At 44.8% G+C, this 24,107-nt stretch carries 22 protein-coding genes; 3 read left to right on the forward strand and 19 right to left on the reverse strand.

Features of this window, described 5'->3' with window-relative positions; all coding sequences use genetic code 11:
- Positions 1–46: 46 nt before the first annotated feature.
- Positions 47–925, reverse strand: coding sequence for a hypothetical protein (locus HFD99_RS03580; RefSeq protein ID WP_123797427.1), 879 nt, complete (start codon positions 923–925; stop codon positions 47–49).
- A gap of 211 nt (positions 926–1,136) precedes the next feature.
- Entirely contained in the window at positions 1,137–2,603 is a 1,467-nt protein-coding gene (locus HFD99_RS03585) for an Ig-like domain-containing protein (RefSeq protein WP_123797428.1), read from the reverse strand.
- 337 nt (positions 2,604–2,940) lie between these two features.
- Here HFD99_RS03585 and HFD99_RS03590 point away from each other — a divergent pair, with 337 nt between their 5' ends.
- Positions 2,941–3,429, forward strand: a complete 489-nt coding sequence (locus HFD99_RS03590) for a hypothetical protein (RefSeq protein WP_019688100.1) — start codon at positions 2,941–2,943, stop codon at positions 3,427–3,429.
- Between the two features lie 37 nt (positions 3,430–3,466).
- On the opposite strand, the gene HFD99_RS03595 is transcribed toward HFD99_RS03590, so the two are convergent.
- The 11 genes from HFD99_RS03595 to moaA all read right to left on the reverse strand — a co-directional run bounded on the left by HFD99_RS03595 (position 3,467) and on the right by moaA (position 11,906).
- On the reverse strand, positions 3,467–4,297 hold the full coding sequence (locus tag HFD99_RS03595; RefSeq protein ID WP_123797429.1) for a siderophore biosynthesis protein: 831 nt from the start codon (positions 4,295–4,297) through the stop codon (positions 3,467–3,469).
- Between the two features lie 26 nt (positions 4,298–4,323).
- The gene (locus HFD99_RS03600) at positions 4,324–4,761 is read right to left on the reverse strand and encodes an AAA family ATPase (RefSeq protein ID WP_013372243.1); all 438 of its coding nucleotides are present in this window, start codon (positions 4,759–4,761) and stop codon (positions 4,324–4,326) included.
- Between the two features lie 3 nt (positions 4,762–4,764).
- Positions 4,765–5,502, reverse strand: a complete 738-nt coding sequence (locus HFD99_RS03605) for a tRNA(His) guanylyltransferase Thg1 family protein (RefSeq protein ID WP_123797430.1) — start codon at positions 5,500–5,502, stop codon at positions 4,765–4,767.
- Positions 5,503–5,601: 99 nt separating this feature from the next.
- Positions 5,602–5,949 carry a DUF2294 domain-containing protein gene (locus HFD99_RS03610; protein ID WP_016821668.1) on the reverse strand — a complete coding sequence of 116 codons (348 nt, stop codon included), beginning with the start codon at positions 5,947–5,949 and terminating at the stop codon, positions 5,602–5,604.
- A 185-nt stretch (positions 5,950–6,134) separates the two neighbouring features.
- Complete coding sequence (modB, locus tag HFD99_RS03615; protein WP_016821669.1) at positions 6,135–6,800, reverse strand: molybdate ABC transporter permease subunit; 666 nt, start codon at positions 6,798–6,800, stop codon at positions 6,135–6,137.
- Positions 6,801–6,827: 27 nt separating this feature from the next.
- Positions 6,828–7,649: a molybdate ABC transporter substrate-binding protein gene (gene modA, locus HFD99_RS03620; protein WP_123797431.1), complete on the reverse strand. Its 822-nt coding sequence runs from the start codon at positions 7,647–7,649 to the stop codon at positions 6,828–6,830.
- A 75-nt stretch (positions 7,650–7,724) separates the two neighbouring features.
- Positions 7,725–8,804 (reverse strand): thiazole biosynthesis adenylyltransferase ThiF, encoded by a 1,080-nt coding sequence (locus HFD99_RS03625; RefSeq protein WP_375761843.1) that lies wholly within the window; start codon positions 8,802–8,804, stop codon positions 7,725–7,727.
- 90 nt (positions 8,805–8,894) lie between these two features.
- The gene (locus HFD99_RS03630; RefSeq protein ID WP_123797432.1) at positions 8,895–9,599 is read right to left on the reverse strand and encodes a molybdenum cofactor biosynthesis protein; all 705 of its coding nucleotides are present in this window, start codon (positions 9,597–9,599) and stop codon (positions 8,895–8,897) included.
- Positions 9,600–9,658: 59 nt separating this feature from the next.
- Entirely contained in the window at positions 9,659–9,907 is a 249-nt protein-coding gene (locus HFD99_RS03635; RefSeq protein WP_123797433.1) for a MoaD/ThiS family protein, read from the reverse strand.
- 133 nt (positions 9,908–10,040) lie between these two features.
- Entirely contained in the window at positions 10,041–10,853 is an 813-nt protein-coding gene (gene fdhD, locus HFD99_RS03640; RefSeq protein ID WP_123797434.1) for a formate dehydrogenase accessory sulfurtransferase FdhD, read from the reverse strand.
- Positions 10,854–10,892: 39 nt separating this feature from the next.
- Complete coding sequence (moaA, locus tag HFD99_RS03645) at positions 10,893–11,906, reverse strand: GTP 3',8-cyclase MoaA (RefSeq protein ID WP_026065494.1); 1,014 nt, start codon at positions 11,904–11,906, stop codon at positions 10,893–10,895.
- A 602-nt stretch (positions 11,907–12,508) separates the two neighbouring features.
- Here moaA and fdhF point away from each other — a divergent pair.
- Complete coding sequence (fdhF, locus tag HFD99_RS03650; RefSeq protein ID WP_039276153.1) at positions 12,509–15,451, forward strand: formate dehydrogenase subunit alpha; 2,943 nt, start codon at positions 12,509–12,511, stop codon at positions 15,449–15,451.
- A gap of 12 nt (positions 15,452–15,463) precedes the next feature.
- On the forward strand, positions 15,464–15,946 hold the full coding sequence (locus tag HFD99_RS03655) for a DUF1641 domain-containing protein (protein WP_025365415.1): 483 nt from the start codon (positions 15,464–15,466) through the stop codon (positions 15,944–15,946).
- An 84-nt stretch (positions 15,947–16,030) separates the two neighbouring features.
- On the opposite strand, the gene HFD99_RS03660 is transcribed toward HFD99_RS03655, so the two are convergent.
- From HFD99_RS03660 to HFD99_RS03685, 6 genes are all read right to left on the reverse strand, one after another.
- Positions 16,031–16,384 (reverse strand): hypothetical protein, encoded by a 354-nt coding sequence (locus HFD99_RS03660; RefSeq protein WP_016821678.1) that lies wholly within the window; start codon positions 16,382–16,384, stop codon positions 16,031–16,033.
- A gap of 170 nt (positions 16,385–16,554) precedes the next feature.
- On the reverse strand, positions 16,555–17,556 hold the full coding sequence (gene kdgT, locus HFD99_RS03665) for a 2-keto-3-deoxygluconate transporter (RefSeq protein WP_017428226.1): 1,002 nt from the start codon (positions 17,554–17,556) through the stop codon (positions 16,555–16,557).
- A gap of 48 nt (positions 17,557–17,604) precedes the next feature.
- A complete protein-coding gene (locus HFD99_RS03670; protein WP_123797435.1) occupies positions 17,605–18,612 on the reverse strand; it encodes a tripartite tricarboxylate transporter substrate binding protein in 1,008 nt (335 codons plus the stop codon).
- Positions 18,613–18,738: 126 nt separating this feature from the next.
- A complete protein-coding gene (locus tag HFD99_RS03675) occupies positions 18,739–21,180 on the reverse strand; it encodes an AraC family transcriptional regulator (RefSeq protein ID WP_123797436.1) in 2,442 nt (813 codons plus the stop codon).
- A gap of 198 nt (positions 21,181–21,378) precedes the next feature.
- Positions 21,379–23,052, reverse strand: coding sequence for a methyl-accepting chemotaxis protein (locus HFD99_RS03680; RefSeq protein ID WP_123797437.1), 1,674 nt, complete (start codon positions 23,050–23,052; stop codon positions 21,379–21,381).
- A gap of 27 nt (positions 23,053–23,079) precedes the next feature.
- Positions 23,080–24,084: a BMP family lipoprotein gene (locus tag HFD99_RS03685; protein WP_025365418.1), complete on the reverse strand. Its 1,005-nt coding sequence runs from the start codon at positions 24,082–24,084 to the stop codon at positions 23,080–23,082.
- Positions 24,085–24,107: the final 23 nt, after the last annotated feature.

The following is a 24,107-nucleotide window of genomic DNA, read 5'->3' on the forward strand; positions in this document are numbered from 1 at the left end:
TGAAATAAATTTTCGAAACACTCATCCCAGAGACCCTTTTGAAACTTTAATTGGCCTGAACACCCAAGTTCCGAAAAAATCCCCGCATATTCTGCATGTAAGAATCCTCAGGAGCAGAAGATTCCTTAAGAAGATTTTGCATACTATTCATAAACGCGGAAGCTGAGGATGTATCCGCTTTGTCAAACCGATTCGTTAACTGTGGTTTATTTAACAGCTCTTCAGTCTGTTCTGTACGTTCCTTGTATTTATTAATCCAATCGGGGTTTTGAGGAACCTTTTGTGCAAAACTCAACAGCTGGCTTAATCCATTTCCTCCACCCTTAATGTCATTCATGAACGCAGTATATTTTTGAGGATCGACCTGTTTCATCACTTCCGACAGCTTGACGTAGTCCTCAGGGGCACCTATCGGACGATCTGTAGGAGTCGTGTAGCTAATATCTCCGGTCTCTGAATCAATGGTTCGTGTCAAGGCAATACCAGCTATCTGGTTCATGGTTTGCATAAATTCCTTGGCTTTATCGCCTTCCATGTAATGATCCGCAATATACTTGGACTGGGAAACTCCCATCTCCAGCAATACCGCGCGCTGCTTCTCATCCGTTACCGTTCCATCGACGATAAAATTGGATTGAATCATATTGTACACAGCATCGGATACTTCTTCCGGTTTGCCCTCCAAAACCCGGTTTAATGCATCGTTGATCTGAGTTGTGCCAAAATACTTGGCAGCATGTGACACGATATCCCCCTCAGCCAGCTTTCTGCCAGCTTCACTAATCTCCACGGTGTCCTGAACGACGAACCTGGACACTTTTTCTTCATGTAGCTGGGGGGACGGAACTTGCTTGCTTGTCGGATTGATCCGTAAGCTACCAGAGCTAAGAACCGCTTGTTGTGCTTTAAGAGGTTCAAAATTCATTCTACTTCCTCCTGTCATGTTTGTAACAGGCAATCTAAGGCGTATGTACGATGTAATGTAACCCTGTTGCTATATATATCGGACAAAGCATATATGGAATGAATATATGCTTTGTCCTAAAAATGAACAATTTTTGAAGCAAGATCCTGACTCTGAATATAAATTGTTAAAATAAACAATCTGACGTTGTCATTGCTTTATAGACAGTACATCAACCACCATAAATGCTATAAGCAAAGTGATATACAATATCTGTAGCTGTAAGTGAAGTACCTGACACCTGGGCAGCTACACCTGAAAGATCATAGTAATGTGTAAAGCTTATGGGACCAGACAAGTATTCTGCAATACTTCCCGTAGAATGCGGCAGGGAAAGGGTCACACTAAAGGCTCCATTTTGATCCGTATAACCAGTACCTGTACGAGTTCGATTCCCGCTGCTTTCAGTCCAGTTCTGGTTCAACCATGTCACATTAACTGGTGCATTTCCTACTGGAAAATTATCCGTTGTAGTAACAACACCCTTTACAGTCAGGCTGGTGTTTCCATTAACCCGATAATGGCGACCATAAGAGTAGGATGGATAGTCATTCGGACCGTTTTTAGAGTCATAACCGTTAATTACAATTTTTCCAGCCCGAAGTACTGGTTTAAGTGTGAGTGCATATAAATGGTCGGGTGAATACTGGTTTGTGGTGTACACTCGCACATAGTAGGTTCCCGTATTCAAAGTGACATTATGATTGGTTTGCGGCAGAAGCACCATTTGGTTGCCACTAAGAGCCCCATAAACTTCCGCTTTGTAACCGTAGCTTTCCGAAGTGCTGTCCAGTTTAACATTCAAACCATCATAATTGCGATTCGCAGGAATTGTGATTTGATACCAATCGTTGTCAATTCCTGAATGAATGGAGCGTGAATTCAGGGTAGAGCCCCCTGTACTAAATGTAAAGTTATAGGCATGAAAAGCACTCTCATCCGGTTCATAGGCATCATATTGAGAGCTTATATCCACAGTTAAATAGAAAGGGTCATTTATGCTTGATCCCTTTTTGGAATGGACTGCAATTGCGTAAGCTTTCTCAGATCCGGTAGCATTGCGGCTTCCTACGTTTTCAGGAAGTGATGCAGACCCATGTTCATACTTGTTAAAATAGGTTCCATAGGTGGAGGCGTCAATAGCATTGGGGTTAATATCCCCTGTCGTCATATCAAATTCGTACAAATATAAGTCATAGTCAAGCTGTTCTGAAAATGGACCATCCAACTGTGCCTGCAACAATTCACCTGGCTTCACATAAATCGGATATAAAAACTGTGTGCCTCCCTCTTCCGTAATTGTACCTGAATACGTAGCAGAAGAAGCTGTGGCTGCCGTTGGACTAGCTTTCAGGGAAGGAAGGGTCTCCCTTTTCAAAGAGAATGTCTCTGGTGCTTTAAAATTGATATTTTCCTGCATGTTATAAACGGAGGATGTAATACCTTCAGGCTTGTCCACCCGGGTTAAATGCTCAATAACATCTTCGTTGTTCGTTGTTAGCTGAAAACTAGAATCAGCTTCAATAGCTTGTTTTTCCTTGTTCATCTCTGTGCCTTGACTCGCGTTTGCAGTCATCCCAAAAGCAAACAGGAGCATCAAGCTTAGCATAACTGAAATAGCCTTTCTGAACCTCTTCATACTGAAATCCCCTCTCAAATGGTTTAAGGAATTCCCGCTATTCCCTGGAGAATCAGGGTATCTTCTAGGCTGTTGTCTCTATCATAAAACATTCTTGGTTCTAATGGAATATATTGTAGTAAATATTTTTAGTCGTCATTTCCTAAAATAGAAAGCTCTAGAATCCATAGATTAAATGATAATACTAGGATAATAGACTTACTTTAGACACCTTTTTACCATAAAAATCCTACCATTCTCTTATTCATACGATATAATAAACTGATATGGGTAGTTCTTTTAGACTAAGTAATATATCTAATTACCCATAAACATACATAGAAAAAGGGGAATACAGATGAAAAAACTTAGTATATTTATGTTAGTATTGTGTTGCTTTTCAATTTTGGCAGCTTGCTCTACCGATCCGGTAAAAAAAGATTTAATTACCTATGTGAATGATGGAATGCTTCCGTTAACACAAGATGAAAAAGCAGTAACTGAAAAATATGAATCTGTGACCGGGGATAACTTCACAGATGATGAAACACTATATAATACGTTACGAGATGATATTATCCCAGAATACACCAAATACCTCGATAAAGTTGAAGCAGTAAAGACGGAAACTCCTGAGGTACGGGCCGTCCACGAAACCTACATCAAGGCGGTTAGCACTCAAAAAGAAGCACTCATTACGATGATCGATGCGTTGGAAAAAGGAGATCTAAACTTAATTAATGAAAGTAACACCAAGCTTAGCGAGGGTAAAAAGCTCTTCAGAGATTTTGGTGAACAGGTTAACACACTGGCTAAAGAGCACGATGTGAAGATCAATAAGAAATAAATTTTAAAGCTCCCATCTCGGGAGCTTTTTCTATATCCTAGGAATACTCGAAGCAAATTATCGCTTTCCTTAATTCTCTATCATAAAATAAGTATACCTTATCGGCTCCAAACGCTTGAAAATAATATCCGGTGAAAGAACCGATATAGGTAAATGTCTCACCATTGGCACGTTTAGGCACATGAAGCAGATTGGTTTGCTCGAACTTGAGCATTTCTTCCAAGGATTCGTCATATTCCTTGATGTAGCTTTGGGCCTCTTCAGACTGAAATGCGATGTCATCCAGAATACCGTTGACTTCGGGAAAGCTTAGCCCCCAACCACTGGATTGCTTTTCCTCAAAATCGTGGGTGAGCTCTTCCACTGACTTTTTGGCCTCTCCAAAGGAGGAATAAGGATAGATTTTATTATTTTCTAAGAAAAATGCTTTGCGAGCTTCGTAATCTTGTTCATTAGCTGTGTACACCTGCTCCAGTCCGTCCAACGCCATGACTTCTCTCTTCATACGTAGATACGCTTTATCCCCGGTAGATTTCAGCGCCTCATAGGTGGCTTCTAATTGCTCTTTCTGATGAAGACTAAAATAATTCCAGTCTGCTTCAAATTTGTATTTGCCGTCAATTACATCGAATCCCAGCATATCTTCCTTGGTATATAAGGTATGAAATTGCTGAGTATTTTCACCCACACAGCCTTCGTGGATTTCTTTTACGGAAACAAAATGAAGCCACTCGTCCTGCTCTGGAAATAAGAACTGGAGATTAATCGAGCAAATTGGCAGAAAGTGCTTGCGGTGATGTTCAAGATCGCTGGCAAATACGTCCTCGTATGCTGGAAAACGTTTGATAAATCTCTCTGGTATGTTCATGGATGCTCCTCCTAAATTGTACGGTTCTATGGTTGCTTTTCGATCCGAAACGTCCCCTCACTCGAAATCACGCTGTAAATTTCATCAAATCCTTCTTCGTAACTTGGGACCTCTAGTTTACTCATTACACTTTTAATACCGATTTCAGGAATATACTCTTTGCCTGTGCGCTGCTCATTACGCTTAATAGATTCAGCATAATCAGGTTCAAAGTAGTAGCCAATGATTTTAAATCCCTTGTTTTTACAAGCATCTATATATTTCTTTCGTTCTTCGACTGTGGGATTGGTATTGTCCACTACAAAACGCTGCATCGTTTCGATGGAGGTCTGAAGGTACATATTTTCCCTATTCCGTGTTTTAAGCATATCAAGATTTATCCGCATATGTGTTTTGAAGAATCGTTCTTTATAAAAAGTCGACTTGCCCGAAGCCTGAATTCCTATAAAAATGACACACTCCAAACCTCACACATCCTTGTCCAGGTATACATATTGGTTAATATAATCTCTATTTTGTGAAAAGATTGGTGTGTCATGATCAACATCCCACTTGCTTCTGACGGCTTCTCCTTTGTTATACTGTTGTTTGGTAATGCAGATTCCCCGCTTTTGCCAGACCGGAAGGTCATTCCAGTTCAGCCCTTTTTCCACAAAAAGCTTGTCTTGAAGCTGATTTCCGTTCAATCCTTGTAGTTCTGAATGCCTGAAATGAGCTTGAGCTACCATAGAAATGCTGTTTTTAGTAGCGTCTTGTTGTCTCCATAGAAAGTAGTTTGCAACCTCATCGTGAGGCAAAACCCATGCTCTTGCATCAAAAGTAGCTAGAGGCTTATCCGGATAAACTTTCTGGATTTCCTCGTTAAATTTGGCAGTAGCCAGAGAGGCAGATATAGACACCATCTTTTGAAGATTATTTTCAAACCATGATTGTGTCGTTAATTTGTCGTAATTCGTAAGAAGCAGAGAGATTTCATCACTCTGATGGTACACCAGTTTACATCCCATAATATTATAGGCCAGATATTTGCACGTCTCCCATAACGCAAAGATTAGCTTCTCATCAAAAGGTTTCGCCATCCCACGTGTAAAGGTATGAAAATGAGCACCATCGATTCTGATAATTACGGGTAAACGGCGGGGTAAACTTAATCTATAAGCATTTTCATATTCCTTCATTCTATTTCCAAAATCATCTTTTTTCATAAACTATGTAGCTCCTTCGCTTTTCATAGTATCTATTAATCAAAGGTGCTGCTGAACTCCCCAACAATATACAATCCAATGTCGGTTCACCTTCTCTTTTTATTTCACAGCAATATTATCCTCAAAAACAAAAACGGAGATGGCTATATCTTCTTCCACTTTAATATCTGAAAATAAATGCAGTAAGCGGGAATCCATATAATCCTCCAGTTCTTTATTGAACTGTACAGGATAGATTTTTTGTACCATTTTAGTTCGAGCTGCATGCACCATCTCTCTTCCTGCATCCTCTTGCGCAAGAAACTTTTCGGATGGAGTTAAATTACCGTATAGCATTGTGATGGCCATATTATCTACAAAGGTTGTATGTATGCGTTCCGGGCCTTTTCCAAATAGCTCTTTACGTACTTTTCGAATAATTTCGTTAAAACCCGTTTCCTTTCTCATATCGCACCGCTCTCCTAAATCTACTAAAATCCTTGTTACTATTTCCATCATAACCGATTCCTATCATATAAAACAGAGATGAAGCGAAAGTGATTCTTGGAACATGCTTACCATTGAACGTCATAGAAAAGAAAACGCAGCCCGCCCGATCGGACAGACTGCGTATATTACTGAATCCAAACGGACTAGTCCTTCACCAGTCGATTCGATAGCATCAACATGATAAAAGAGAATAGGATAATGACGGCTACCCAGCTCCAGGAGAGTGTCATATTTCCGACCTCGGACGCGGTGTAAATCGCCGTAGGCAGGGTTTGAGTCTGTTCAGGAATATTACCCGCAAGCATCAGTGTAGCACCAAATTCCCCTAACCCTCGGGCAAATCCGAGAATGTACCCTGAAATAAGCGGTCGGTAGGCAAGGGGCATCGTAATATGGCGAAACACTTGCCATTCGTTGGCACCTTGCGCACGTGCAGCCTGCTCTACTTCGGGTTCTACAGCTTCAAAACCTGCTTTGATCGTCCGATAAGCCAGTGGAAAAGCAACAACTACCGCCGCCACCACTGCGGCTCCCCATGTAAATACAATCGTCTGCTGGAACAGGCTTTCAAAGGCAGCGCCAATCCAACTTTTCCTTCCCAGCAAGATGAGCAATATAAAGCCGACAACAGTGGGAGGCAAAACAAGTGGAAGAAGTAGAACGGTCTCAATCACACTGATTCCTCTCCGCAGCTTGCAGTTCGCCATCATCCGAGCTACCACAGTTGCTAATAAAAAGACAATGATACTGGCAACGACAGCGACTTTAACAGATACGATAACCGGAGGAAGAAAAGCCGACCAATCCAACGGGACCCCCTCCTTTATCTGTGAATTCTATTTCCCGGTTGTTTCTGCTGGAGCTGAAAATCCATCTTTACTAAATACGCTCATGGCTTCATCTGTACGCAGAAAATCAACAAACTCGCCTGCTTCCTTGCTGTGCTTGGTTGCCTTTACGATGCCTTCTGGATACAGGATAGGTGCGTGCAATTCCTCAGGTACTTCTAGCGCTACGACCGTTTTATCGGATGATTTGGCATCTGTCAAATAAACGAGTCCAGCATCGGCATTGCCTGTTTCAACATAATTTAATACCTGTCTTACGTCTTTGGCGAATACCATTTTCGGTTCCAGCTTGTCCCATAATCCGGCCTTTGTCAGCGATTCTTTGGAATACTGTCCGGCCGGAACAGTAGTAGGTTCCCCAACGGCAAGCTTCATGTAAGAAGGACTTGTCAGATCATTGAGCGTAATACCCTTGTTGTCTGTGCTCTTGGCTTTATCTTGCGGAACAACCACAACCAGTTTATTTTGAAGCAGTACGCTATCTTTTTCCACTAATGATGCATCGGTTAAAGCCTTCATTTGCTTCATACCTGCCGAAATAAATACGTCAGCGGGTGCACCCTGCTCAATTTGTTTTTGTAAAGTACCGGATGACGCATAGTTAAAGGTAAGCTTGATATCTGGGTGCTGCTTTTCATACTGTTCCTTGAGCGTATTCAGACTATCTTGAAGACTCGCAGCGGCAGATACGATCAACTCTGTTTTAGGCGCAGACGCTGTCGACTGTACAGCAGCTTGAGACGAGCATCCAGCCAGAACCCATGCCAACAATCCAACGAATGTGAATATGTACCCGAATTTCTTTTTCAACTTGTTCTTCCCCTGTCCTCTATATTCCGTAATGAGGTGACAGTGCGCAGCTCATTAAGGTCTGAATCTATTGGGTTAACCCAAATATTTGTGATAAATAGACCTCGCCTCGGCGATATCCTTGGTGCCATGGATCAGAACGCGTCCATCCTGAAAAAGAACCAACCGATGCGCTCCAATGACAACGGACACTAGATATGGATTATGCTCCACTTGGCCCCCCTGACGGGATAGCAGACGGGCCGCTTCGTTCAGATTGCGTACAGCGCCCGTGACCGGTCGGATCTGAACCGTATCACGTCCGCACAGTACAGCCGTTTTAGCCTGATGCTCCAATTGTAGAAATGGATACACCGGATGCTCTCCACACGTCGGGCAATCCGTTTTTTTCATGGCGCTGATTTGGATCGCCTGATGTTGATTATTCCATAGATCGAAGGAAATCAGCTTGCCCTGCAAGGCTGAATTGTCCCCAGTGAGCAGCTTCAATGCTTCGGCACTTTGGTAAGCTGCCACCATCTGTACAGCCGGGCTGATCACACCGACCGTATCACAGGTTGCGCCGCCAAGCGGTACGGTTCCGAGCAGGCAATGCAGACAGGGTGTCTGTCCTGGAACGATCGTAAAGGTTGTTCCGTAACTACCTACACACGCTCCATATATCCAGGGGATTTGGTGCTTGACGGCGTAATCGTTAATAAGCAGACGTGTATCGAAATTGTCAGTGGCATCTACGATGAGGTCCACTCCTGCTGCAATGTCGCCGATTTCCTCTAGTGATACGTCTTGGACTAGCGCACGGATGTCCACGTCCGAATTGATTTGCTGCAATCGCCTCTGGGCGGCCACTGCCTTGGGTATCTGTTCACGAGCATCTGCTTCGTCGTAGAGCTGCTGGCGTTGTAGGTTACTCCAGTCTACATAATCTCGATCTACCAGCGTCAACCGTCCGATGCCCGCTCGCACCAGCATGTCCGCATTGGCCGTTCCTAGTGCTCCAGCACCTACCATTAACACATGCTTGCTGCGGATATTTTGTTGTCCTGTCAGCCCGATCTTTCCGAATAATTCTTGTCTTGAATATCTGGCGTGGGACGCCTGCATGTGTGCTTCTGCATCCGCATCCGTTGTTGGGTCCTTTTTCATTTCAGACATCGTTATTTACGCCCCCATACTTCTAATCCATTAATTGCTGCAAGTCGATCAGACAAGATAAAAGTTCAGATGTCCCGCCTAACTCAAAAGTTATGGGGTGTTATGAGGATTCCAGCCACCCAGTTGGTGCCCCTTCCACTCGGAGCCATCCTCCCACACTTCCTTTTTCCAAATTGGTACGATTTGCTTCAAGCGTTCAATAGCATGGCGACTGGCCTCGTAGCAAGTATCACGGTGTGCAGCAGAAACAGCAATCACGACACTGGTCTCTCCAATCCTTACCGTACCAAGCCGATGTGTAATGGCAGTGCGCGTTGACGGCCAGCGATCAGCAATTTCGTCGCCAATTTGCTTCATCGTGTTCATCGCCATCGGCACATATGCTTCATATTCAAGCAGCACCGTTCGCTGACCTTGTGTAAATTCCCGGGTCGTACCATTAAAGGTTAATGAAGCCCCATGCGAAGGGTCGTGTACCTTAGAGGTTACCTCATCGGCATCAATCGGGTCGTAGGTAATAGCATATAATCCGCATTTAGAAACGACCGTCTCCATTCCGGGAGCTGACTGATGAAGAGCAATTGCGTCTGTTGGAAGCACAAGTTCATCTGGAGAAGCCAACTTTTGATGATGGGTAAAAAAACAACTAGACAGTTGTGAAGCTATCTCCGGGTACAACTCATTCAGCCTTGTTCGAATGTCTGCAATGGTCACCGTTTCCTGTGAAAGTTCCACAGTGAGCACGTCACCAAATTGCTCCGCCATACCTGCGAATAATTGAATATGGTATTGCAAATGCATCTGACCCCCTTTGTTCCCTTATCTATCGAATTCACCTAGCCTGTTACTGGAGCTTATCCTCCTGAAACCGGAGGAATAATCGCAATTTCATCATGTATACTAACCAGATCCTCAGGAGCGGCATAGGCTTGATTTCTGGCAACAAAAGCTCCCTGCAACTGGGCCGCTGCTTCAGGGAAATATTTGGACAGCAAGTCTTTTAATGCGTTGACGGTCATCGTCTCCTGATCAGCAGGCACCGTAATCATAGGCCTTCCCATCAGTTCTGCAAGTCCGGCAAATACTTGAATATGATAGTTCATTAAGTAGGTTCCCCCCTTTCAGTACAAGGACTAACCATCGCATATACACCAAGAAAAACCAACATGAACTAATACCTCGAAAGGTTTTATTCCATGCTGGTTAACTATGATGGTCTACATTGATATTTTTATATTATATTTTAGATTCAACCAGTTCATCAATCCGCTCCGTGTGCGTATACACATTCAAAGAACGACTTCGTATAAAACCGATGGTAGTAATCCCCAGATCCTCTGCCAATTCAAGTGCAAGCTCTGTGGGAGCTGACTTGGACAAAACAACCTCACAACCAATTTTCGCAACCTTCAACAAGATTTCAGACGAGATGCGCCCACTGAATACGATGATTTTATCTTGTAATATAATATCATGCTTTAGGCAGTACCCATAGATTTTATCAAGCGCATTGTGGCGGCCGATATCCATTCTGGACAGGATTATTCCGTCTTTGTCACACAGCGCAGCATTGTGAACGCCACCCGTCTCCTGAAAGGTATGTGCCGAGATTTGCATCAAATTCATCAGGCGGAAACAGTCATCAAAAGACACCGTAACATGGGCATCATTCATTCTTTTTGCCACTTTAGCATCATTTATAAAGTAAAATCCCTGTCTACTTTTTCCGCAGCAGGAGGTAATGTATCGTTTGGAATGAAAGTTTTGATAAAACTCATTCATCCGACGGGTTTTAATATGAACAAAACCTTCTTTTTCCTGAACCCAAATATCTTCGATATCATCATACCGTTGAATGACGCCTTCAGAGGCCAAAAAGCCTACTACCATATCCTCTACATACTCTGGTGTACAAACCATGGTGGCAAATTCCTGCTGATTGATTTTAATGGTCACTGGATACTCCGTCACCACTGTGTCTTCAAAACGCTTGATCTGACCGTCCCGATAACGTAGGATCTCGCGTTTTACCTCAGCCGGCTTTTCCATGTGCTCAACTCCCTTGTTTCTGACAGGCTGGCTCTTCGGTCACCCGCCGATATGTGACATTTCAATTTTGGACGATGCTTGCTTCGTATGAGTCAATCGTTCCTCTGAATAGCGGTCGGTACGTCCTCTCCAAACACGCTCAATGTAAGATCTAATCTCATCATCGGATTGCTCGGACCGCAGCATCGTGCGAAGCTTGTACCCTTTAGACGCAAACAGGCATGTGTACAAGGAGCCCTCAGCAGAAATTCTCGCCCGTGTACATGTGGAGCAGAAAGCATCCGTAACGGATGAAATGATGCCGATTTCCCCGTCTCTGTCCAGATACCTGTAGCGCGTCGCCACCTCACCTTTGTATTGGGGTGGAACAGGTTCTAACGGCATGTGCTCATGGATGGTTTCGATGATTTGCTGCTTGGAAACAACCTGATCCAATTTCCAGCCATTGGTGTTACCTACATCCATAAACTCAACAAAGCGCAAAATATGCTTTTTCTTTTGAAAATAGTCGGCCATAGGCACAATATCCTGATCGTTAAAGCCCTTTTGCACGACCATATTTATTTTTACCTGCATTCCCGCTTGAGCTGCAGCTTCAATACCTTCCAGCACTGCCTTTACACTGCTTCTCCCCCCGTTCATGCGGCGGAATCGACCGTCATCCAGCGAATCCAGACTAACCGTCACTCTCTTCAGCCCCGCCTCCCGTAGTGACGCTGCATATTTAGGCAAAAATACACCGTTCGTCGTCATAGCAATATCTTCAACCCCATCGAGTTGAGTTAGCGAATGAATGAGCGAGGACAAATCTTTCCTCAGCAACGGCTCACCCCCAGTAATACGCAGCTTTGTAACGCCGAGCGAGACAAAGATACGAGAGAGGCGGGTAATTTCCGCAAAAGTCAATATTTTTTCTTTTGGCAAAAACGGATAGTCATGGCCAAATATTTCTTCAGGCATACAATATCGGCACCGAAAATTACATCGGTCTATGACGGATATTCTCAAGTCCCGTAACGGACGATTCCATTGATCGTCGCTGCGGTTCGCCATCCCGTTCACCTCAATCCGTCTTCATTAATAAATCTCTTTTAACTGTAAACTGAACCAAAAAACCGGCATCACAACAACTTCTTCGCTTATGAATATCGAAGAATCTGCTAAATGCCGGTTAATTTATCTACATCAGGATTTTACGAATCCTCACATCATGTGATATAGAAAAATCAAACTAACAAGCGCTGCGCCAAATAAAATATACGCGATTCCCACGTACACTCCATTCACGAATGCTCTCAAATAGATACATTCCTATTGTTAGCAATCCTGGAACGTTTGTCAATGATTTTTCGCTTTCTCAATTGATAATCATTATCAATTAAAAATTTTAATAAATCACCGTTGAACTATCTTAAATTTTACGCTATAGTTACACCAGATGACATGCAGAAAATGACATATTCAATTTATTGATATACAGGCGGTGCGTACTGTCTGATATTAATACATACTCCAATGGCGGATTGGCCTCCAGGACCTAGAGCTTGGTCACTACTCCACCATAAACACAAGTGCTTAAACACGAGCACTTGTGTTTATGGTGGAGTTTTTTTGTTCCCAATTTTAAAATTCAAAATCTGAAAGGAGCCTGAACCGTGGCGGATAATACGATCAAAATTACATTAAACGGACAGGAACTGAAAACGAATAGCAGCGCAACCATTCTTGAAGTGATCAACGAAAACAATATTGCCCACCCCCAACTGTGTTACGTTCGCGAAGTGGATCCAATCCGCACCTGTGACACATGTATTGTGGAAGTGGACGGAAAGCTTATGCGTTCCTGCTCAACGCTTGCTACAAATGGAATGGATATTCATTTACATTCAGATCGCGCAAAAGCGGCACAAACCGAGGCTATGGACCGTTTGCTGGAGAATCACCTCCTCTACTGCACGGTGTGCGATAACAACAACGGTAATTGTAAACTGCATAACACCGCAGAGCTTATGGAAATTGAACATCAAAAATATCCATATCGACCGAAGGTTGATCCCACAGAAGTGGATATGTCCCACCCTTTTTACCGCTATGACCCCAATCAATGTATTGCATGCGGCCAATGCGTAGAGGTATGTCAGAACCTGCAGGTCAATGAAACACTGTCCCTCGACTGGGAGGCTGAACGCCCTCGCGTGATCTGGGACGATGGAGTTGCAATTAACGATTCCTCCTGCGTCAGCTGCGGTCAGTGTGTAACGGTTTGCCCATGTAACGCCTTGATGGAAAAGTCCATGCTGGGAGAGGCCGGCTTCATGAGCGGCATAAATAAGGATTTATTAAATCCAATGGTTGATCTAATTAAGGAAGTGGAGCCAGGCTACAGCGGTATTTTTGCAATTTCGGAAGCTGAAGCAGCGATGCGTGAAACACGTACGAAAAAAACTAAAACCGTCTGCACGTTTTGCGGTGTAGGTTGCAGCTTTGAGGTTTGGACCAAAGGCCGCAAAATTTTGAAGGTACAGCCTACCTCTGAGGGGCCTGTTAACGGCATTTCGACATGCGTCAAAGGGAAATTCGGCTGGGATTTTGTGAATAGCGATCAACGTTTGACCTCGCCTTTAATTCGTCAAGGAGACGAATTCGTGGAAGCAACCTGGGAAGAAGCCTTGAGCCTGATGGCCAGCAAAATGGGAGCTATCAAAGAAACCTACGGAGGCGAGGCACTCGGTTTTATTTCTTCATCCAAATTTACCAACGAAGAAAATTATCTGATGCAAAAGCTGGCTCGTCAGGTGTTCCAAACGAATAACGTTGATAACTGCTCACGGTATTGCCAATCTCCTGCATCATGGGGGCTACAATATACCGGAGGCATCGGCGGCGACAGTGGCACGATTAAAGACATTGCCTCTTCAGGTTTGGTCATACTAGTCGGCTGTGCGCCGGGAGAAGGACATCCTGTGCTGGCTACCCGCATCAAACGTGCGCATAAGCTGCATGGTCAAAAGTTGATCTCGGTAGACCTGCGCAAGCATGAAATGGCAGAACGCGCAGATTTGTTCATGCGTCCGAAGCAAGGTACTGATTATGTATGGTTATCCGCTGTAGCCAAATACATCATTGAGCAAAACTGGCATGATGCTAAATTCATTGAGAAACATGTAAATTTCTATCCTGAGTATTTGAAATTGCTGGAGAACTTCACCCTGGAATTCGCTGAGCAGGAAACTGGTATTTCCCAAGAGACGCTCATTCAGGTAGCGACCATGATTCACGAAGCCGATGGCACGGCCATTTGCTGGGGCATGGGCGTGACGCAAAACATCGCAGGCTCTTACACTTCGATCGCGATTGCCAACCTGCTGCTGGTGACTGGCAACTTTATGCGTCCAGGTGCAGGCGCATATCCGCTTCGAGGACATAACAATGTTCAGGGTGCTGCCGATATGGGTACCATGCCAGATATTTTTCCTGGCTATCAGCCCGTAACGAACGATGCCATTCGGTCCAAGTTCGAAGCGGCCTACGGCGTACAAATTCCAAGCCAGCGCGGACTGGACAACATTCAAATGCTGGAAGCCATTGAGACGGGTAAGCTCAAAGGTATGTATATCGCTGGAGAAGAAATGGCATGGGTGGATGCAGACTCCAATAATACCCAAGAAATGCTGGCGAATTTGGATTTCCTTGTCGTTCAGGATGTATTTCTGAGCAAGACAGCTGAATTCGCTGATGTCATTTTGCCAGCTGTACCTTCACTCGAAAAGGACGGTACCTTTACGAACACCGAACGTCGTGTACAGCGTTTATATGAGGCCCTCCGCCCTGTAGGAGACAGCAAACCGGATTGGTGGATTTTCAGCCAATTTGCCAAGCACATGGGATTTGATTGGGATTACAGTCATCCGAGTGAAATTTTTGAGGAAATGGCGGCGCTCACTCCATTTTTCTCCCAATGTAATTATGACGTATTGGAAGGCTGGAACAGCTTCCATTGGGGATCGCCGGATGGTAGCAACACTCCGCTTCTGCATACCAACGGCTTTAACTTTCCAGATAAAAAAGCACGCTTGGGACTCTTCGAATATGTACCACCAAAAGAGTATCCCGCTGAATTCGATCTGACCTTAAATAATGGCCGACTGCTCGAACAGTTTCACGAAGGGAATATGACGACAAAGTCAACAGGCCTTCAGCTCAAACTCCCAAAAGTATTTGTGGAAGTGTCCCCTGAGTTGGCAGAGGAGCGCGGAGTTACAGACGGATCGCTGGTTCGACTGGAATCTCCCTATGGGGCGGTCAAGCTGCATGTTCTGGTGACGGACCGGGTACAAGGAACAGAAATTTATGTACCGATGCACTCTACCAGTCATGAGGGTGCTGTCAATCTATTAACTGGTGGAGCATTTGATGTAGTCACCCGTACACCTGCCTATAAACAAACCAAAGTACGGATGCAAGTTTTGGAATTCGATGGTCAAAATCCACTCCCACATATCAATCCACGTTATAAAAAGCGGCATCCGCAAAATGGGGTTGAAGTGAACCGTAAGTGGAATCGTCCCGGTTACATCGATTTGGTAGATCAAAAATAAGGAGGTCGAACCATGGCTAAGCCTATTTCAATTGTGAGAAAACGTATATTGACAGCAGAAGAACGGCAAAAACAATCGCTGGATCAACTTACTGCCGACCTGGCAGACAATGGGGTAGCATTGCAGAAGACGCTTGAAATTGTACGTGAACTGCATGACAGTGGTCTTCTCGAAGCAGCTCAGTCTATGCTAAAAGCCAAAGAAACCATTGCCAAAATCGCTGTAGGACAAGCGACGCGCAAGCCTGTGACGAACATCATCAATAATCTGATGGGTGCAGCAGGGATGCTGTCCGAGGTAGACCCTGAGCTGATGAAAAAACTGGCAAGCAGCGTCACTACGGGCCTGAATGAAGCCGAAGAGCACCTAAAGCGGAATAAAAAGACGCGGCTGCGTGATCTTATGAAGGCAATGAATGATCCAGATGTAAACCGGGCAATGGGGTTCGGTATTCATTTTCTCAAGGGCGTGGGAAAAGGTTTGTCTGATAAATAGCTTAATAGATATGAAAGTGGAAGGCTACTAACCACAGATAATAAAAAGAGCTGGCTCCGAAAAAAACGGGGCAGCTCTTTTTATTTATTTTTTATCCACCTGCAACAAGGTCACTGTTTTAAGAGAAACGGCATCTTTTATTTGCTCCTCCGCGATAACCTTAAGTTTTAGCAAGCTGGAAATTTTTGAAGTGTCCGGCTTGGAAAACAAACGCCATAATTGAGGATCAGGCAATGAATCATACAATTTCGCATGATCGTATTCCTTGCGGTGCTGCTGTACAATCCTGACTCGGTAGTTGCCAATTTCCCAATCGGATACTTCCTGCTCTGCACAATGGGCGGTAATGTCATTGCGTAAATCAGCCAGTTCACCTTCAATTTCTTTTTGCTTTTGCTTTAACTGGTAATAGCGACGCACCTTGTCTTCCAATTCCATCACGCTCCTCTGCTTACATATGTATGTTGGCAGATGCGTTTTAGGACAAGTTTTATCATGTTAGGATGGAAGGTGTATCTATCACTGTAACAGCATTTCCCGGGTAATGGTAACGTCGACCAATTGAGTCCTCGTCATACAAATTTTATTTCAGGGTTTTTGCAAAATCCTCATTTAGGTACATTCGCCCCTGGAGTTACAGGCCCCGCTCCTTTTGACTTCCCCTTGCGCTTCATATAATTGGCCCAGTATGCCGTCAGAATTGGCACCAAAATGGAGGTCACTATGACCGAAGCGGCTACTAATGCCGTTGCAGATTGGGCAACAGGTAAAAATTCAGGCTTAATATTGGCAACAATGACTGGATTCGCTACTGCTGCACCTGCGGTGCTGGAGGCTGCAATCCCTGCCGTACCGTTGCCACCCCCGATATATTTGTCCGCCAGAATCAATGGAATACCTGTAAAGATAATTACAAAAACACCCAACAAAATACCTAACACACCTGTCTGGACAATAACACTCAGGTCAATGGAACACCCCAACGCAAATCCAAAAAATGGAATAAGAGCTTGTGTCGCGTTTCCAAAATATTTACGGAAATCATGATCCAGATTGCCCAACATAAAGCCGACCAAAAACGGTAATACGGCCCCGACAAATGTTTGCGGTTCAAAAACGGCCAGCCCGGTACTCCCTAGAATAAGCATAGTCACCAGTGGACCTGATTCCAGTGACATCAGCACGAATGCTCCTGCCTCTTCCTTGGAGCCATACTGCTGCATAATGGAGGCGTAGAGACCGCCGTTCGTCATATCCATAGCCGAGATCAGCGCCAGCACCGACAAACCTGCAAATAGCCCACTTTCTACGCCGCCAACAGGCAGCAATCTAGACGCAATGATCGCCACGACCCAAGCGACTGCGATTTTAGTCAATACGAGCGTTCCTGATTTACGCAATACGGTGCCTGTCGCTCGCACATCTATGGAAGCACCCATACAAAAAAACCACACTGCCAAAATGGGCACCGTACCGGTCATCAATCCCTTGGTAAAAGATCCAAAATAGTCGCCTGCCCATGGAGTAAATGTATGAAAAAGTGCGCCGATAAACAGCGGCACCAGCATAATGCCCCCTGGAATTTTATCGATGTTTTGTTTGATTTTCATAACTTCATTCAACCCTTTCGTTTTTGCCAATGCAAAAACAAGGCCGTTTTACTTGCGGCTTAAGCCGAGCTCAGGAATCAGTTTTGCGAAAGTATCATGACTATCCTTCAGTTGACGCGCGAATGCCTCTGCATCCTGGACACGCAATCCCAATCCATGTTTTCGCATTTCCTCCCTAAATTCCTCGTCTTTCGCCCCCTTGATCAGTGCATCCGCCAGCGTTTGAGCCACTTCATTCGGTGTATCCTTAGGTACAGCCAGCCCTCTCCAGGTGCCTATAAAATGGACACGCAGCCCAGTCGCCTGCTGAAGTGTCGGCACTTTTGGAAACGCTTCCGAAATGGTGTCTGCCTGGATCGCCAGTATGCGAAGTTTTCCTTCGTCCACGTATTTCTTCACCTCTGCGGGACTGACAGGTACAGCGTCCACGAATCCGCTCATTAAAGCAGAAACTGCTGGGCCTGCTCCCTCATAAGGGATATGGGTGAAGCGGACTCCGCTTTTCTGCTCCAGCATCGCGGCAGCTAGGTGCCATATACTACCTGTGCCTGCATTCCCCATTTTCAGCTTGCCTGGATGGGCCCTAGCATCCTCCAGAAATGCCTCCGCTGTCTTCCACGGCGCATCCGCCCGAACCGTAATGGCAGAAGGGTCCATATTGGTTTGAAGCAGCGGCTTAAAACGCTCATAGGTGATGGGTAGCAGTCCCAAATGTGGTAATGTAGTCAGTTCAGCGACCAGATACGTTACGGTGTAACCGTCTGCCTGCGCCTCAGCTCCCTCCATCAGGCCGACAGAACCGCCGCCACCTGTTCGATTAACGACGATGATCGGCTGCCCGAGATGCTTTTCGGCGGCTTTTGCCAACGCTCTTGCGGTAATATCTGTACCGCCCCCCGCCGCATACGGAACGACAAGCGTTACTGGCTTCGCAGGAAATATACGACTGTGATCCTGCAGGGCGCGGTGATCCACATATTCACTGATACTCAAGGCAGAAAGCATAGCCACTCCTGCCGCAACCAGCACATATTTTTGCCATGGCTTTTTCTTCATTACGCTTCCTCTTCTCTACAAATAAACTGGGCCTATTACGCCCGCCGTCACCTCCAACGTTTTCGGTCATTTGTTCGCGCTTACATGAAGTCAATGTACCGCAACGTGGAGGCCCACATCTATCGTCTAATCTTCGTGTTTATCTTCTATTTCACCAAAGCGCCGATCTTTTGACCGATTTGCATATTCATTAGAAGATTTGTTGATTTGTCTGAATTTCCCTGGGGTCACTTGCTTATACTTGCGGAATACACGAATAAAACTGTTCTCGTTTCGGTACCCGACCTGCTCTGCAATTTCACCAATTTTCAAATGCGTTTCACACAGCAATATGCATGCCTTTTTGACACGTAATCCAGTCAAATAATCATATACGGTAGTCCCCGTTTCCTCTTTGAACATACTGCTCACCGAAGACACGCTCATGTGAACATGATCCGCAATTTCCTGAAGCCCGATATTCAAATGCAAGTGATGTTCCATATAGTCGATCATCTCTTGTACACGTACAAAATCTTTGGACTGTTGGCGTCCATGCCATTTCTCTTCAATATCAGTCAACATGATGGCCAGCAGCGCCTCAATGTCTTGAAGGTCTAGCGTCAGAATCTGATTCCAATGATAATCAGCGAGCTGATCTGGCGGAGTCACGCTTTGAGTGGTACACCATTTTAACAAATCTTCCAGTAGTTCATGAACAAATAGGTAGACCTGGTTTGGAGATGTCCTAAAGAGTCGAAGTTCTTCTACCCACTGGCTGACTAGCTTTGCACTTGCACCAGATTCCTGCAACTCCACAGCACGAATCAGATCCACACGCCGATGGTCCAGTAATCTTGCATCCTGAGCCTGATCCTGTGACTGCACATCCACTATGCAATCCTGTATCACATTTGTGCTGCTGTTCATATTCATATGTGAACGTCCATATCCCTCATACAAACGTAAATTAAGCGCCTCTTTTCCTTTTATAAAAGACGTCCGTGCCTCTTGAATATCTGTGACCCTATGGCCAATCCCTACCGAAATCGTCAAAGGAAGATGCTCAGCAACAACCTGAATTAGCCTGTCAACGCTGTTGCGAAGCCATGCTCTCTCTTTAGCAGCCCCCTCCGCTTCAACTTCATATATGCTTTCCCTGAACTGCAGCAGTACAACCAAACCACTCTCTTCCTCCGGCGCACTAACTGCTTTCCAACGAGGCTCAAGCATCTCCAGCAAAATATTGTTCAGCGCATATTTAAGTAGCATTTTATCCTCTTCCGGAAAGCTTGCGCTCCACGTAGAATACCGATCAATCGACACGATCATAACAACCAAAGAATTATGGTCCCAATCGGAAAAATACTGTTCCCATTTCGTACGCATTTCCTGTACACCCATTCTACGCTGGAAGACATCTTCTATATATTTGGAACGCAGCTCCGGCAAGCTTCGCTCTACCACCAATGATTTGCGGTGAAATTCTCCAACCAACTTGCTAATCACGGGTTCCAGATCATACAATCCTCCCTGACGCGTTCCCTTGTTGCCTGAATTCAAGAGACTATTAATTTTTTTCATAGGGCGAAAAGCGGCATAACTGTAATAGTATACCGCCGAGCACCCAGCCAGGATAGAGATCAAGGCCAGCCACAACATCATATTGCGCGCAAGTTTTACATTTTTCAGTAGCTTGTCCATCGGTACGAGGGAGACTAGACGCCAGCCTGTAACATCGGAGAAGGTCTGGTTCGCCATATATTCCATATCTCCAATTTCTACATAAGCATAAGGATTCACATCCAACTCTTTCAAAACCCTGCCCATATCATTTAAGGGTATGGACGATCTCAGTTTGGGATAGATCAGCTCGCCCTCCAGATCATAGACGTATTGCGAGTTGGATAAATGAATATACAGTTTGGAGAAAAAACGGTCGTAATCCAGATTGATTAACACCGCACCCCTGACCTGTCCATTCTCTACTATAGGTCTAGCCAGCGAGAGCAGCTCTATCGTGCCATGCTGTTGATCAGTACCATACCATCTCCGCTTAATCAATAGCGGCTTTTTTTGAATGTCCTGAATCCAGGGAACCCAGGTTGTATCCGGTGCTTGATTCCAATCGGGCAAATAACCATAATTGCTGGACACGAGAGCATGATTATCCAAAGAAATGACTTCAATCGAATAAATTTCTTCGTGTGAAGAAAGGGTTTTCAAATATTTCTGAAGTCGTTCGATAACGGAGGCTTTGTTGGATACCGATTTTCCATCCGCATAAATACGTATAAAAGACTCTACATCCGGATAATAAGCCGCATCCAGTGCCTTGTTATCCGACTCACGAAAAGCCCGATTAGTCACATCCAGATTGATTTGCAACAATTCTATATTAGGTGTATTCAGCTCGGTATCCAAACCTTCACGGTATCTTGAATACGATAGTAAGCCGATCACGCTGATCACGAGCGACACGCACAGCGTGAGCAGCAGAATCAGTCTTGTCTGCTTATTTTTCAGTATCAATCGAAGCTTAAGTCGCAACATTCCTGTAACTTCATCCTTCCGGACTACGTTGTCCATCTTCCTCTTACTCAATATTAGATGACATATTACCTTTACATCTATTTGACACATGAAGTGGAATTTCCTGCCTTTACAAATCAAACTTAACAGGAGTCATATCATTAATAATAAAAAAAGAAGAAGTCTCCCTGTACAAGGTAGAACTTCTTCTTACGTGCTGCTTGCATCCATTGTTCAGCAGCATAGATATTCGTATTAAAGTGTTTGGCTCGTCTTTTCCACCTGAAAACGATTCAGTTCCCGCTGCATCTCCTCGCGAATCTGGCGAAGCTCCTTTACCTTCTCAGCCGATTCCTCGAAGGAACGCTTCTGCTCCACCGTGGAAGCCGTAATCTCTTCACTGCCTGCGGCGGACTGCTGAGTGATTGCGCTAATATTCTCAATAGCTTGCTGCACCTGTACACTCAGTTCTCGTGATACATTCATGTCTATGGATAATTTGCTGACTTGGCCGGCAATTTGCTGCACTTTGCCACTAATCTCTCTAAACGATTCTCCGGTGGAGGAGGTTGCCTTCTCCTGCTCGCGGAACAACTCCTGACTTTGCGCCACAGAAGTCTTCACCTTATCCATAGCCTGCGTGATCCCCTCAACAGCGGTATAAATTTTCTTTACAGCAGATTCAGATTGACTCGCCAGCTTTTTCACTTCATTGGCAACAACAGCAAAGCCTTTTCCCGCTTCACCCGCACGTGCAGCCTCAATCGAGGCATTCAAGGACAACAGCGACGTTTGGCTGGCAATTTCAGATACATAACCGGTCATAGTTGTGATCTCAGCTGCATTAGATTCCAGATCTCTAACGGTTTGTTCCACTTCGGACATTGCCGAACGGTTCTCTGCAACAATTCGCATTTGATCACTCATGACACGCGCACCCTGCTCAATGACACGCAAAGCATCCTCACTATACGTGGTTGATTGCGTAGTCTCCAGCAAATTAGATTCAAACTTCTGCTGCATATCATCCACCACGCTAACTGTCGATGACAGGTCCTCAGCAATTTTCTGACTTCCTATCGCAAGTTCCTCTGTTGATGTGCTGACTTGTGTCACAATTTCCTTCATGGCCTCATTGTGCTGATCAATATCCCGAGCCATCAGATCGACACGATTACCCGCCTGATCAATGGAAAGTACAATGCTGCGCAAGTTCCCGATCATAACACGGAAAGATTCATTGAGCTCGTCCAGCTCGTCTCGGCCCTTTGTTTGAGGAAGTTGAACAGTTAAATTCCCCTCGGCAATTTGCTTCGCTGCATCCGTTAACTTACGGGTTCTAAGGGCAAGCTGCCTGGAGGTATATGTATTATATAGCCCAACCGCCACCAGAAGTAGAACTGCACCTGCCAAGGCTAATTGCCAAGTAAAACGAATACTTTTGGTCAAGTCTTCTGTGTATTGGTCGTAACGCGCCTTGGTCAGCAGATCCAGCATAAATACATCGTTCTGAATCCCCTGGGCACGCATGGCCTCTCGTTTGGATTCTGGGCTGTTCTGAGCACTCATCGCTTTTTCCGTTGCTACTTTCAATTGGCTGAATTTTATTTTAATCGAATCCAGTCGCTTTTGCTGTGCTTCGGTCTGCATCATGCCCTGTGAAAGCAAAGTAATCGTTTTTTCAGACTGAGTTAGCTGATTTTGCACATCGGCTTTGTTGCTCTCCGTCATGGAAGTAGAATAATTTTGCAGTGCCTGCCCCGACTGAATCAAATAGGCATTAAGCTGCTGTACATTCAACATAGCTGGAACAAGATTACTGCTTTGAGCGTTAATACGTAACAATTCAAAAATGATATAAGCTACTAAAGCCAGGCAAGCGATCAGGGAAATCATCGCGTTAAGCACCAGTTTACCTTGCAGTTTCATCAGCATTCATCCTCCGTTTGCGAAAATTTATTGGGTGGGTACAGTAAGTGTGCCGGATTTGATTTTTTCCATTAAATCATCCATTACCTTTTGCTGATCCGGATTCAGTGTCACGACACGAATAGGCGCCAAACCTATACCTTCTTCCGCAAGTCCAAACACCATATCCTTCTCCGTAAATTTTCTTTGATGGTCTGCAAAGCCTTTGACTACTGTATAAATTGCACTGTCTACGTTTTTAATCATTGAGGTCACCACCGCTTTTTCTGCAATAAAAAACTGGTCGCTATCGACCCCGATGGCGAATTTGTGCTGCTTCTGCGCTTCCTGTAGCGCACCTACACCGGTTAGCCCTGCTGCTGCAAAAATGACATCAATCTGGTCCTGATTGATCATGTCATCCGCAATTTTCGTACCCAGCTCCGGTTTGCCAAAATCTCCTGCATACGTTGCCGTAACTTTGGCATTAGGCTTGACTGATTGCACCCCTGCACGATACCCAATTTCAAACTTTTTCAACAGAGGAGATTCCGCACCTCCGAGAAAACCCACCTGTTCCGTACGACTCGTCAAACCGGCAACAACCCCGGCCATAAAACTGCCCTCTTCTGCTTTGAAGGTAATGGAGGCCACATTCGGCAATTCTGATGTTTCATCCACGATTAAAAATTTACGGTCTGGATTCTTTTTGGCAACGGCCTCCAAACTGTCCTTCACCATGTAACCCAATCCAATGATTAAATCCGCTTTTTCTTGAACAAGCTGATTAAAAGCAGCATCATACGTCTTGGTCTCAGTTATTTCCCGGTATTCAAAAACAATCTTCCCCTCATCCCGTGCCTTGACCAAACCTCGAAAAGCCGCGTCGCTGTAAGATTGATCACCCAGACCAATATCTGACAGCACGATTCCCACCTTAATGGGTTCGGCCTTGGTTTGTACGTCTGATTGCCCACATGCACTTAGCAATAATGCAAAGATCGTGACAATGGGAATCCACCTAAAAGTTAATAATACAGCTCGTTTCTTCATGACATATCACCTCAACATAAAAT

This window comes from Paenibacillus sp. EKM301P (assembly GCF_011800295.1).
GTDB lineage: Bacteria > Bacillota > Bacilli > Paenibacillales > Paenibacillaceae > Paenibacillus > Paenibacillus polymyxa.